The sequence below is a fragment of the Bradyrhizobium sp. 159 genome, from assembly GCF_023073795.1.
Lineage (GTDB): Bacteria > Pseudomonadota > Alphaproteobacteria > Rhizobiales > Xanthobacteraceae > Bradyrhizobium.
This window is the reverse complement of the sequence record NZ_JADPKE010000096.1, coordinates 96,959-109,917: the sequence shown is the minus strand read 5'-3', so window position 1 is coordinate 109,917 and position 12,959 is coordinate 96,959. Positions and strand designations below refer to the sequence as shown.

Here is a 12,959-nt window from a genome sequence, read left to right as displayed (position 1 = left end):
CAAGGTTTGAATGATGGGAACGCAAGATATCATCGACACGCTCGCCGGCATCGAACCGGAATCAGCTCTGGATGCCATCCGCGCACGCCGCCTTCAGGCCCGCGAGAACGCGCAGAAGAGCTATCTCGCGCTGTTCGAGCCGATCGATGCGAGCGAGTTCTCGCTTGCCGAGCGTGCCGCGGTCGCGGCCTTCGTGACCGGACTTCATGACGAGTCTCCCGTCGCAGCGTTCTATCGCGAGAAGCTTGCGGCGAATGCGGAAGGCGCGCCTTTGCTCGACGCGATCAAGGCCGAGATCGAACGCGGCAAGACCTCAGGCCCGTATGGGGCGTATCCAGCCGGACCATTGTCAGTCGAGAACACGGCCGGGTTGATCTACCGCGTGAGCGCCGAGGGCAAGCCCGTCCTTGGCGCCCGGCTCGTTGCGGCGCTCGAGCATGCGCATCTGTTGGTGTTCCGTCCGCGCGATGCCGCCTCGGCCGACATGAAGGCGCTGCTCGTCGCCGGCTGGTCGAACACCGGCATCGTCACCTTCTCTCAGCTTGTTGCGTTCCTGTCGTTCCAGGTGCGCGTCGTCACCGGCCTGCGCGTGCTCGGCGCTTCGCTCGGGCCTACCGCGGCCGGAGCGTAAGGAGACTGCACATGAGCGCTGCAAACACTGTCAATCCGCCCGTCGTCTTCACCCAGGACGAGCTCGGCTGGGTGTCGTGGATCGATCCGCTGCCCGAGGGCGAGCTGACCGAGCGGCATTTCGCTGGCCTCGTCGATCGCGCCCGCGCCAAGTCGGAATATTTTCGCCTGCTGGTGCGCGACCCTGAGGTGCTCGAAGCCCGCACCAAGACCGACAAGGACATTTTCTACAACGTCGCCGACGGCCTGCCGCGCGCCGAGCGCGAGCTCGCGGCGGCTGCGACGTCGCGCTACAATGGTTGCATCTATTGCGCATCCGTGCATGCGCGGTTTGCCAGCACCTATTCCAAGCGCCGCGACGACGTGCAGCGCCTGCTTGAGGAAGGGGTTAAGGCCGACCTCGGCGAGCGCTGGAATGCCGTGGTCAAGGCGTCGGTGGCGCTGAGCGCAACGCCGATCGCGTTCGGCCCCGACAACGTTGAGGAGCTGCGCCGCGCCGGTCTCGACGATGCCGAGATCGTCGATGTCATCAACGGCGCGTCGTTCTTCAACTGGGCGAACCGGCTGATGCTGTCGCTCGGCGAGCCCACTAAATAAGCAGGGTCACTGGCACATAAATTGCCGCTTGTTCGTAACACCTGAATGGATGGAGCCGTGCATGAGCAACATCGATCGTAGGTCCCTGGTCAAGGGCTCGCTTGCCGTCATGATGGCGGGAGCCGCCATCTCGCGCAGCGCATTCGCCCAGTCGTCCGAGCCGATCCTGCTCGGCGTCAGCGGTCCCCTGACTGGGCCTAACGCCCAATACGGCGCGCAGTGGAAGCAGGGCTTTGATCTCGCGCTCGACGAGATCCACGCCGCCGGCGGCATCAACGGCCGTAAGCTCGCCTACCAGTTCGAGGACAGCCAGAGCGATCCGCGCCAGTCGGTGGCGATCGCGCAGAAGTTCGTCTCCGATCCCCGCATCGTCATGGAGCTCGGCGATTTCTCGAGCCCGGCCTCGATGGCGGCCTCGCCGATCTATCAGCGCGGCGGCCTGGTGCAGTTCGGCTTCACCAACTCGCATCCCGATTTCACCAAGGGCGGTGACTTCATGTGGAGCACGTCCGTAAGCCAGGCCGACGAGCAGCCGCTGCTGGCATCCTATGCCGTGAAGCGGCTCGGCTTGAAGAAGCTGGCGGTGCTGCACCTCAACACCGATTGGGGCCGCACCAGCCGCGATCATTTCGTCAAGGCGGCCAAGGAATACGGCGCCGAAATCGCGGTCACCGAAGGCTATATCGCGGAGGAGCGTGATTTTCGCTCCACCCTGGTGCGCGTGCGCGACGCCAATCCCGACGGGCTGATCCTGATCTCCTATTATTCCGACGGCGCGCTGATCGCGCGCCAGGCGCGCCAGGTCGGCCTGAAGCAGACCATCTGCGCGGCGAGCTCGGTCTACTCGCCGAAATTCCTGGAGCTCGGCGGCGAGGCGGTCGAGGACGTCCATCTCGGCACGCGCTATTTCCCGGAAGACCCGCGGCCCGAGGTGAAGAAATTCATCGCGGGCTTCAAGGCCAAGTACAACGGGCAGGAGCCCGACGCCTTCAACGCCTATTCCTATGACGCGATGAACATGGCCGCTGCCGTCCTCAGGATCGGCGGCACCGATCGCCGCGCCATCCGCGACGCTTTCGCCAAGGTGAGAGACGTCTCCAGCGTCATTTTCGGCTCGGCGACGTTCGACGTCGAGAGCCGCCGCGTCAAGGGCGCCATGAATGCCGAGCTGGTCGTGCGCAACGGCAAGTTCGCACTCTGGGACGGCAAGCCAACCTGATAATGATGGCCGGAGCGATCGCTCCGGTCCCCTTCCTCTGATTGGAAATGCTGCGTGGCTTCCTGGCTCGACTACACGATCAATGGTCTGATCGTCGGCAATGTCTACGCCCTCGTTGCGGTCGGGCTCGCGCTGATCTTCGGCGTCAGCCGGCTGATCAACTTTGCGCAAGGCTCGATCTATCTCGTCGGCGCCTATATCGGCTGGGTCGCGGTGGTGCAGCTGCATACTCCGCTGCCGCTCACCATCATCGTGGTCGCGGTCGCGGCCGCGATCGTCGGGTTGATCATCGAGCGGTTCGGCCTCCGTCCGCTGCAGAACTCGGTACGTATCGCGCCGCTGTTGGCGACGATCGGCATCAGCTTCGTGCTCGACCAGCTGGTGATGCTGACCTTCTCGCCCAACCCGCGCGCGCTCCCGAGCCAGCTGCCGGACGTCCGCTTCCAGGTCGGCAACGGCACGATCGGGCCGCTGGATCTACTCATCGCCGGCGTCGGCGTCACCAGCGCGCTGCTGCTGTTCGTCTTCCTGCGCTACACCAAGCTCGGCTGGGCGGTGCGCGCTACCGCGCAGGACCGTGACGCCGCCATGCAGATGGGCGTCGACGTCAACCGCGTCAATCAGGCCGTATTCGGCATTGCAGCGGCGCTCGGCGGGGTCTCCGGCATGCTGGTCGGCATGTACTACAATCAGATCGATACCGCGATGAGCCTTCAGGCCACGCTCAAGGGCGTGGTCGCGGAAGTCGTCGGCGGCGCCGGCAACGTGCCAGGCGCGGTGGTCGGTAGCCTGCTGCTGGGATTGGTCGAGAGCTACGGCGTCGCCGTGTTCGGTACCAGCTATCGCAATCTGTTCGCGTTCCTGTTGTTGGTCGTCGTGCTCGTGCTGCGGCCGAACGGGCTGTTCGCCAGTGCGCGGCAGGCCCCGCCGGAGCCGCTCACCGGCACCTTCATCGCGCCGAGCCGTCCTGTGCGCATTCCGCGCTGGGCCTTGGTGGTTGCAGTCGGTGGGTTCGCGATCCTGCCGCTGTTGCCGGTGTCGTTCTACGTGCTCCAGACGCTGATCAATGCCTGGCTGCTCGGCATGCTCGCGCTCAGCCTGACGCTGGTTGCGGGGACGGTGGGTCAGGTCTCGCTCGGCCATGCCGCGCTGCTGGCGATCGGCGCCTACACCGCCGCGCTGCTGTCGCTGACCTTCTCTGTGCCGGTCGGCCTCGCCATCATCGGTGGTGGCCTGATGAGCGCTGCGCTCGGTACGCTCCTGATCTCGCCGTCGTTCCGCCTGCGCGGGCACTACGTGTCGATCGCAACGCTCGCCATCGGCGAGATCGTGTCGCTGGTGATCCTGAACTGGGAGAGCGTCACGCGCGGCCCGATCGGCATCTCCGGCATTCCGCCGCTATCGCTGTTCGGCTACGACCTGATCAGCCCATCGTCGGTCTATTGGTTCAGCCTTGCGGTGATGGTCGTTCTGGCGCTGCTGCAGGGGCGTCTGCTGACCTCGCATCTCGGCCGCAGTTTTCGTGCCATCCGCGACGACGACATCGCCGCGCGCGCCTATGGCCTCAGCCTCAACCGCTACAAATCGCTCGCCTTCATCTTTGGCGGCTTCGCTGCCGGTGTCAGCGGCGGCATCGCCGCGCATCTCTATTCCTACATCAACCACGAGACCTTCAACACGCAGCAATCCATTCTGGCGCTGACCGTCGTGATCCTCGGCGGCCTCGGCAATGTCGTCGGCGCAATTCTCGGATCGGTGGCGCTGGTTGGGCTGCCCGAGGTCTTCCGGATCGCGGCGGAGTATCGAATCCTGATCTACGGCATCGTGCTGCTGCTGCTCGTGCGGTTCAGGCCGCAGGGGCTGCTGGGGACGATCTGATGGCGGAGCAGCACCTGCCCATGTTGTCCCTGCGCGGGCTGACCCGTCGCTTCGGAGGTCTCACAGCAGTCGATGCCATCGATCTCGATCTCGCCAGAGGCGAGCTGATCAGCATCATCGGCCCGAACGGCGCCGGCAAGACGACGCTGTTCAATCTCGTGACCGGTCTCGATCGGCCCGACGCCGGTACTGTCAGCTTCGCAGGGCAGGACATCACCGGCCTGTCGCCGGAGCGGCTCGCAGGCCACGGCATCGCGCGCACGTTCCAGCTCGGTCGCGTCTTCGGCAATCTCAGCGTGATGGACAACGTCCTGATCGGCGCGCATACGCGGCTGCGTGCGGTGAAGCCGGCCGTGCCGGTGATCGGCCCGCTGCTGGAGCTGGGCCTTGCGCTGCTGCGGCCCTCCAGCGTCAAAGCGGAGGAGGAGCGGCTGCGCGAAGAGGTGAAGACCATTCTCGCCCGCTTCGGCGAACGGCTGCTGCCGCGGATCGAACAGCGGGCCTATAGCCTCTCTTACGCCAACCGCCGCCGCATCGAGATCGCGCGTGCGCTGGCGCTGAAGCCGCGGCTGCTGCTGCTGGACGAGCCGACCGCCGGCATGAACCCAACTGAAACTGCGGAGATGCAGGCCCTCGTCGCCGAGCTCAAGGCGGAGGGGCTGACCATCCTCCTGATCGAGCACAAGCTGGAAATGGTGATGCGCCTGTCGGACCGCGTCATTGTCATGGACGAGGGCAAGAAGATCGCGGAAGGTCCGGGCGAACAGGTGCGGAGCGATCCCAAGGTGATCGAGGCCTATCTCGGCCATGGTCTCTCCGGAAAGGCGGAGCAGGAGAGCGCGGCATGACGAACTCTTCGATGGAGCCGTTGCTGGCATTGTCCGATGTCAACACCTTCTACGGCCAGGCGCAGGTGCATTTCGACCTCTCGATATCGGTCCCGCGCGGTCACATCGTCTGCCTGCTCGGCGGCAATGCCAGCGGCAAGTCCACGACAATGAAGATCATTCTGGGCTTGGTGAAGCCGCGCTCCGGTGATGTGACGTTCGACGGTGCCTCGCTCATCGGGCTGACCACGCCGCAGATCGTCCGTCGCGGCATCGCCTCGGTGCCGGAGGCGCGGCGGCTGTTCGCGGACATGAGCGTGCGCGAGAACATCCTGATGGGCGCCTTCGTGCGCAACGACCGCGATGTCGTGGCCCAGGATCTCGACAGGATGCTCACGCTGTTCCCGAAGCTCGGCCAGCGGCTGTCGCAGCGCGCCGGCTCGCTCTCCGGCGGCGAGCAGCAGATGGTGGCGATGGCGCGGGCGCTGATGAGCCGTCCCCGCATGATCGTGATGGACGAGCCGACCATGGGTCTGTCGCCGCTCTATGTCGATCGCGTGCTTGAGCTGATCCGTACCATCAACCAGGACGGCGTCTCAGTGTTCATGGTCGAACAGAATGCCAGCCTTGCGCTCGAGATCGCACATGAAGCCTACGTGCTCCAGACCGGCAAGATCGTGCTCTCCGGCCCGGCGCGGACACTGAAAGACGATCCTCGCATCCGCGACGCCTATCTAGGCGGTTCCGAGGCGGCGTAGAGCGAGCCCGATCTCATGGTTCGAGACGGCCGCTATGGCGGGCTCCTCACCATGAGGACCCAGGGCTTGGTCGCAAAACAAGGACCTCATCCTGAGGGCCGCGCGAGCGGGCGTCTCGAAGGATGGCTGCAAGCACTGCTGCAGAACCGTGTCGCCCCTCGGGGATTGCACTGGTCAGTGTGATCATCTTGTGAAAAGATCATACCGGTGGCGCGACGGGGCGTGCAACGGACGGAATGGTTGTCGTGACGAAATGGTCTTTGCGGGCGGTCGAGCCCGGAGCTGCGCTGCTGTTCGGCGGGCTCATCGCCGCCAACATCGCCGCGTGGACCTGGGCCTTCGCGCTGTTCGGCGACCGGCCGACGGTGATGGCGACCGCGCTGCTGGCCTGGGTCTTCGGGCTCCGCCACGCCGTCGATGCCGACCACATCGCCGCCATTGATAACGTCGTGCGCAAGCTGATGCAGGCGGGCGGCGCGCCGCGTAGCGTCGGCCTCTATTTCGCGGTGGGCCATTCCACAGTCGTGGTGGTCGCGACCATGCTGCTCGCGCTCGGCGTGGTGAGCCTTGGCGGTGACAGCCTGCTCAAGGAAATCGGCGGCCTGATCGGCACGTCGATCTCGGCGCTGTTCCTGCTCGTGATCGCGGCCATCAATCTCGCGATCTTCGCAGGCTTGTGGCGGACGTTTCGCCTGGCGCGCGAACGGGGCGTTCACGACGCCGCGGGCCTCGATGCGCTGCTCGCCAATCGCGGCATCCTGGCGCGGCTGCTTGGCCCGATGTTCCGCCTGGTGACGAAACCCTGGCACATGTATCCGCTCGGCTTTCTGTTCGGCCTCGGCTTCGATACCGCGACCGAGATCGGCCTGCTCAGCATTTCCGCCAGCGAAGCCGCGCGTGGTACCTCGCTCGCCGATGTCCTGGTCTTCCCGGCGCTGTTCGCCGCCGGCATGGCGTTGGTCGACACTGCCGACTCCACGCTGATGGTGAGTGCCTATCGCTGGGCCTTCGTCGATCCCTTGCGCAAGCTCTGGTACAATCTCACGATCACGGGGGCTTCGGTCGCGATCGCACTGTTGATCGGCGGCATCGAAGCGCTTGGCCTGATCAGCGATCGTCTCGGCTTGTCCGGCCGCGTGTGGGCGGTGGTCGATGGTCTCAACGAGTCGCTGGCGAATGTCGGCTTCGTCGTGATCGCGCTGTTCGCGGTCGCCTGGCTCGTCTCCGCTTTGCTCTATCGCCGCATGTTCGCGGAGGACGGGCGCAATGCGGCGCGCGGCTTCGATGCGGCCGAGGCAGCGTCGGTGATGAGACGCTAATCCGGGCTTAGAGCGCGGCCGCGGTTTGCGCCGGCGCCGCCGGCAAATCATCGCCGTTGGGATTGCCCGGCGCCGTCGCCCAGGCGAGCTCCACCAGCGTCACGATCCGGCGTCCGGCGCCGTCGAGCTGGCAGACGATCAGGCCTTGTTCCTCCATATAGCTGAGCAGGCGCTGCGCGCGGCGCAGTGAATGCGAGCCATAGGCGCGCGCGATCGCGGCATCGCCGGGACACGGCCAGCCTTCCTTCGCCGCCCTCGCGATCATCATGAACACGCCCTGCATGTCGTCGGGCAGGATCGAGGCGCGCAGCGACACGTCCTGCCAGGCGTCGTCCTCAGCCAAATCGGTGCCGAGCCCGGCGCGCGCGTGCGTCAGCATGCGGCGGAATTCGTTGAGGTCAGGCACCGCCGCGCCGAGCCCCTCGATGCGGCAGCGGACCACGAATTCCTGATAGAGCACGCCGATGGCGCGGAAGCCGGCATCGGGCCCGGCGAGCACGGCACGAAGGGTACGATCCACGCGCTCGCGCCGTTCAGCGAGCTCTTCAGCGCTGACCGGCAGCGCGATCGGTTCCGCACGCGATTCCGGCGTAGCTGCCGCTTTCGCGGCGCGGAGCTGCTCGAGCAGATCCGGCGCCGGCCGGCGCTGCGGCCGGCTGGCGTCGGGCGGCGGCGCGGCCAGGATCACGGCGCGCGCGTCTTCCAGCATCGCTTCCGGCAGCGGCATCAGCCGCGGCGTGGAATTGCGCGGACAGGTAGCGGTCGGGCCGATGTTCAAACGCAGGGGACGGCGCGATAGCGCAGGTCCCAGCGCCATGAACTGGCCACGCTCGAGATCGCGAAAAGCTTCGGCCTGCCGCCGCTCCATGCCGAGCAGGTCGGCGGCGCGCGCCATGTCGATGTCGAGGAAGGTCCGGCCCATCAGGAAGTTGGAGGCTTCCGCCGCGACGTTCTTGGCAAGCTTCGCCAGCCGCTGGGTCGCGATGATGCCGGCGAGCCCGCGCTTGCGGCCGCGGCACATCAGATTGGTCATCGCGCCGAGCGACAGTTTGCGCGCTTCGTCCGAGACCTCGCCCGCAACCGCCGGCGCAAACAGCTGTGCCTCGTCGACAACCACCAGCATCGGGTACCAATGGTCACGATTGACGTCGAACAGCCCGCCGAGGAACGCCGCGGCGCGCCGCATCTGGTTCTCGGCATCGAGCCCCTCGAGATTGAGCACGGTGGAGACACGATGCAACCGCGCGCGCTCGCCGGCGACCTGAAGGCCACGCTCGGTGTGATCTTCGGCCTCGATCACCAGATGGCCGAAGCGGCCGGCCAGCGTGACGAAGTCGCCCTCGGGATCGATAATGGCCTGCTGCACCCAGGGCGCGCTCTGTTCCAAGAGCCGCCGCAACAGATGTGATTTGCCGGAGCCCGAATTGCCTTGCACCAGGAGGCGGGTCGCCAGCAGCTCCTCGAGGTCCATGGCCGCCGCGGCGCCTGCCGTGGTCTGCCCCATCTCGATCGCAACCGTCATGTCCCCGACTCAAGTCCCGTCATTCGCGGACACGGGCTTATCAACCCCGCCGGGGCGCGTCGAGCGCTACCGCGCGAATCAGGCCGCGTTGCCCACGGCGGAGTTCAGGCGTGATGCGACAACCGTAAAAGCGCGGGCCGATAGGGCGGATGCGGATCGTCGTCCTCGTTCTCGGGAATGGCGCAGGAGCCGAATTCCTGCCTGATCCGGTCGATCTCGGCGATGCGCTCATGCAGCCGCTGCAAATGCTCGGGCGACGTCGCCCGCCAGAATCGGAAGGTGTCGGCGGTGAGCGGAAGGAACGCGGTGCCGAACAGCGTCGGATCCGGAACAATGGTGCGTCCGAGCAGCAGGAACCGCTCGGTGCCGGACACGACGAGGGTCGCATAGCCGCGGTTTCCGATCCGCCTGACGCCGTTCAGCGACCATTCGGCAAGCTTGCTGAAATACGGCTCCTCGCGCCAGCGGTCGGGACAATCGTTGTCCACCGTGACGTTGACGGCGTCGTGGCTGAAATGCACCACGATGCCCGACTTCGCCGGAAACCAGTCGTCGTCGAGATGGCCCTGCAGCCAGGCACAGACGAACGACCGGCACATTTGCGGGCGGCGATCGTAGATGGTGCATCCGGTGCCGGCCTGCCAATGTTTGCAGAGCTGGTTCACCGGCTTGTCGACCCCGGCGACTTCGAGGATATCGCAGCAGGCGTTGCACGATCCGCATTGCCGGGCAGGGCGCGCCGCCTTCGGCAGGCCGGTCGCGCGAAAGCCCTGGCCGTCGCGCACCAGCAGCTTCTGCTTCTCCAGTGCGGTCAACGCCCGCTCGATCTTGAGACGAGACAGTCGGGTTGCGTCGATCACGCCCTTCATCGTCGTCGCGCCTGCCTCGACCGCGCGGACGACGCTCAGCATCGCCTGATCCATTGTTGTTCTTGTTCTGGTTCTCTCAGCCGCGCATTGCGATTGCGCCGGACAACAGTCCGGCAAACAGGTCAACACTTGACCTAAAAGATATGTTGCTCATCTCTCTGTCGGCTGGGCAATAAGCCGAGCCTGTCCCGCGTGCATGCAACGTCTGCGCGAATGACGGGCCAGCACGTAAAGGAGAGCTCATTCGCGTCGAATCGGCTCGCTTTGCTCGCGAAGTGCCGGGGTATGACGGGCGGCATGCCGTCGTCTCACGCAGTCGTGATGTCAGCGGCCTGCGCGTCGGCGCGATGTGAAGGCGACCGGATCGCGTGACAATCGAGATGCGACGACTGTCGTTGAGTTTGCGCCACACCGGAACAGTGCCGTACGCCGAACCTGTAGTGATGCTGGTTCAGATTCCACGGCGGGCGCGGCGTGGGTGACGTTTGGTGCAACGCTCGGCCGTGGCGCCCGTCGTCTTGGGCATCCCGACCTGGTCACGCGCACCGGCGCGATCACGCTGGTCGCGGTGACCGGCCTGATCTGGATTCGATTCGCTCGCAGCGCGTGAGGGCCGGTGTCGCTGGAAGCGGCGCTCCTACTGCGCGCCGGATCCGCCCTGCACGATCTTCTCGTTGAGCTTCTGGTCCACGGTGTCGACCGTGCGGTCGATCTCGGCATTGGGCACACCGAGCTGATGCGAGATCAGCTTCACCAGCAAGTCGACGCGCTCGATGAACGGCGCGCCGCTCGCGACCGCGCGGGCGGCCGACGATGGCTTGAGCAGGCTTTCGGCGGCCTTGGCATATTTCGCGAACGGCACCTGGTCCTGCGGGTCGGCGCCGAGGCGGCGGGCGATGGCATCGACATGATCGTAGATCGTCTGCGACCGCGCGAGATCGCCATGCACTGCGTCGCGGATCGACTGCGGCTCATTCGGCGTGATGCAGCGGTAATTGCCAGTCAGCAGCATCGACCATTTCGCCAGCGGCACGAACAACGAGTCGAACACCTTCAGCTTCACCGGCACGTCGTGGCCCTCGAGGGTCACCGCGTCGATGTCGCCTTCGAGCTCGCGCAGCAGCTTGTTGTGCTTCTCGTCTGCGAATACCGATGCCTTGAAATTCGTGGGCAGGCCGACATGGAGCACGTTCGCCGCCTCTTCCGGCGGACGGAACGCCTGCGGGTCGGGCGAGCACAGCGTCACCAGCCCCGGCTCGAAGCGCTCCCACACCTGCGCATTGGTGTAGGCCTCCTCGAGATCCATGTCTGCGAGCGCCGGAATCCGCTTCAGATAGGGCAGCGGCGGCATGTTCATGATCGACAGGCACGGCAGCTTCGCCGCGGCGATCTTGACCATGAGAACGCGCACCGTGTGGTTGGTGTATTGCGGCTCCTGCATCGCGAGGCCGACCAGGTCGTAGCGGGAGAGGTCGACATTGGCCGGCGTCACCGCGTCGAGCTTGCCGGGCAAGTCACGCGAGAAGATCGCCCGGTGCACCGCCTCGTCGCGCAACTTGATGCGCACCTCGGTACCGTCCCGATTGATCAGCTCCGCGGTCTTGGCGCGACACACCAGGGTCACGTTATGCCCAGCCATCAAGAGCTTCGTGCCCAGCAGGGAGCCGTAAGAAGCTCCGAGAATCAGGATGTTACGCGCCATATTTCGTCCCTTGGCAATCGTGCAGCTTTTGTCCCCTCCGCCGTCCGGAGGGCGAATTGCGGGCATGTAAAGCGAAGTGCGTGGGGATGGCAACTGGGATAATGCATACAAGAAGGCACCGATAGACCGGATGGCGCGAAAGCGAATCCGGAGGCGCTCGCCCGGGCGGGCACCTTCTATCGCCGCATATCCCGGCTCAACCGAGAGGGGCGATCATGTGTCGCGATGAGCGCAAGACGTACGGCGTCCCGAGCTGACGTTAGATGCTAAAGGGCGGCCCGTTCGGCCGCCATTTAGATTTCCGAGCGCCGATCTCACTTCACCATCGCGCCGTAAACGATGTCCTGGACCTGTTCGCGATAATATTTCCTGAGCTCGCCCGGCGCCGCCGTTCCCACGACGACGACGAGACGCTCCTTGGGATCGCAGACGAACTGCGTCCCGAAGGCGCCATTCCAGGTGAACTCGCCGGGATTGCCGGGGACCGACGACAGGCCTTCGCTGGTGCGGACCGCAACCGAAAGGCCAAAGCCGAAGCCGCCGCGATGCGGCTCGATGTTCGCTACGTTGTTCTTGATCTCGGGACCGAGCTGGTTGGCCGTCATGTGATGCACGGTCTTGGGGGAGAGAATGCGCTGGCCGTCCAGCTCGCCACCATTGAGCAGCATCTGCCCGAAACGGGCATAGTCACCGATCGTTGCGAACGCGCAGGCACCGCCACAGTCGAATTTAGTCGGCGTGTCCAATAGCTTGATCGCCTGGGGCTTGCCGGTCAGCGGATCATTGGCGAACGGGCGGGCGAGGCGAGCGCGCTGTGCGTCCGTCGGGTGGAAGGTCGCGTGCTTCATTGCGAGCGGCTGCCAGACGTTGGCAGCGAGATAGTCGCCGAGCTTCTGCTCGCTCACCTTCTCGACCACAGCACCAAGCACATCGATCGAAAAACCGTATTCGAACTCAGTCGAGGGCTGATGCGCCAGTGGCAGTTTTGTGATGCGATCGATGAAGGCCTGGGTGTCGCCTTCGATCGCAGGCGCTATGCCATCGGGATCTTGCCGCGCCACCGGACTGGAGCTGTCGGGGCGGCCGCCATACATCAGCCCGGACGTATGCCGGTAGAAATCATGGATGAAGATCGGCGAGGCCTGCGGCTCGAGCTTGAGTGATCCGTCTGCCTGATGCACGCCGACCTTCATGTCGGCAAAGGCCGGATAGTAGTCGGACAGCTTGGCCTGAAGCGGCAACTGGCCTTTTTCCATCAGCGTCAGGCCCGCGACCGCTGCCATCGGCTTGGTCATCGAGGCCAGCGCGAAGATCGCGTCGACAGGCATCGGCGTGCTCTTGTCTGGATCAAGCATGCCATAAGCTTTGTAGTGCACGAGCTTGCCGTCCCGCGCCACCGCGACGACCGCGCCGGGTACGCGCTTGGCGGCGATCTCGCGCGCGAAGAAACTGTCGAGGCGTGCAAGGCCCTGTTTGGAGAAGCCGACATCGTCGGGATTGGCTTCGGGTAGCGGCGCGGCATTGGCCGTACCGAACGCGATGGCGGCAGCCGCCGCCGCGATCATTGTGATCGTCTTGTTCATCGCGTCCTCCCAAAGGCGCGAGCTCGTTATGCAGGGACTGGCGGAATGCCGAGAT

General features: G+C 65.3%; 12 protein-coding genes. 8 read left to right on the top strand and 4 right to left on the bottom strand.

Annotated features, from left to right (window positions below; genetic code table 11):
* The first annotated feature begins 13 nt into the window (after positions 1-13).
* The 7 genes from IVA96_RS30275 (at position 14) to IVA96_RS30245 (ending at position 7,228) form a co-directional block, all read left to right on the top strand.
* Entirely contained in the window at positions 14-631 is a 618-nt protein-coding gene (locus IVA96_RS30275; protein WP_247421103.1) for a CMD domain protein, read from the top strand.
* 11 nt (positions 632-642) lie between these two features.
* The gene (locus tag IVA96_RS30270) at positions 643-1,227 is read left to right on the top strand and encodes an alkylhydroperoxidase domain protein (RefSeq protein ID WP_247421030.1); all 585 of its coding nucleotides are present in this window, start codon (positions 643-645) and stop codon (positions 1,225-1,227) included.
* 61 nt (positions 1,228-1,288) lie between these two features.
* Positions 1,289-2,446, top strand: a complete 1,158-nt coding sequence (locus tag IVA96_RS30265; RefSeq protein WP_247421028.1) for an ABC transporter substrate-binding protein — start codon at positions 1,289-1,291, stop codon at positions 2,444-2,446.
* Between the two features lie 54 nt (positions 2,447-2,500).
* On the top strand, positions 2,501-4,324 hold the full coding sequence (locus IVA96_RS30260; RefSeq protein ID WP_247421026.1) for an ABC transporter permease: 1,824 nt from the start codon (positions 2,501-2,503) through the stop codon (positions 4,322-4,324).
* The gene (locus IVA96_RS30255; protein ID WP_247421024.1) at positions 4,324-5,172 is read left to right on the top strand and encodes an ABC transporter ATP-binding protein; all 849 of its coding nucleotides are present in this window, start codon (positions 4,324-4,326) and stop codon (positions 5,170-5,172) included. The genes IVA96_RS30260 and IVA96_RS30255 overlap by 1 nt, the downstream gene beginning before the upstream one ends.
* On the top strand, positions 5,169-5,909 hold the full coding sequence (locus IVA96_RS30250; RefSeq protein WP_247421022.1) for an ABC transporter ATP-binding protein: 741 nt from the start codon (positions 5,169-5,171) through the stop codon (positions 5,907-5,909). Before IVA96_RS30255 ends, IVA96_RS30250 begins: the two co-directional genes overlap by 4 nt.
* A gap of 236 nt (positions 5,910-6,145) precedes the next feature.
* Complete coding sequence (locus IVA96_RS30245; RefSeq protein ID WP_247421021.1) at positions 6,146-7,228, top strand: HoxN/HupN/NixA family nickel/cobalt transporter; 1,083 nt, start codon at positions 6,146-6,148, stop codon at positions 7,226-7,228.
* Between the two features lie 7 nt (positions 7,229-7,235).
* On the opposite strand, the gene IVA96_RS30240 is transcribed toward IVA96_RS30245, so the two are convergent.
* Both IVA96_RS30240 and IVA96_RS30235 read right to left on the bottom strand, forming a co-directional pair.
* A complete protein-coding gene (locus IVA96_RS30240; protein WP_247421019.1) occupies positions 7,236-8,750 on the bottom strand; it encodes an ATP-binding protein in 1,515 nt (504 codons plus the stop codon).
* Positions 8,751-8,854: 104 nt separating this feature from the next.
* Positions 8,855-9,673 (bottom strand): YkgJ family cysteine cluster protein, encoded by an 819-nt coding sequence (locus IVA96_RS30235; protein WP_247421017.1) that lies wholly within the window; start codon positions 9,671-9,673, stop codon positions 8,855-8,857.
* 424 nt (positions 9,674-10,097) lie between these two features.
* Here IVA96_RS30235 and IVA96_RS35670 point away from each other — a divergent pair, with 424 nt between their 5' ends.
* Positions 10,098-10,229, top strand: coding sequence for a hypothetical protein (locus IVA96_RS35670; RefSeq protein WP_256464591.1), 132 nt, complete (start codon positions 10,098-10,100; stop codon positions 10,227-10,229).
* 27 nt (positions 10,230-10,256) lie between these two features.
* Here IVA96_RS35670 and IVA96_RS30230 read toward each other — a convergent pair whose 3' ends face one another.
* Entirely contained in the window at positions 10,257-11,321 is a 1,065-nt protein-coding gene (locus tag IVA96_RS30230; protein WP_247421016.1) for a 2-dehydropantoate 2-reductase, read from the bottom strand.
* A gap of 314 nt (positions 11,322-11,635) precedes the next feature.
* Positions 11,636-12,904, bottom strand: a complete 1,269-nt coding sequence (locus tag IVA96_RS30225) for a serine hydrolase domain-containing protein (protein ID WP_247421015.1) — start codon at positions 12,902-12,904, stop codon at positions 11,636-11,638.
* Positions 12,905-12,959: the final 55 nt, after the last annotated feature.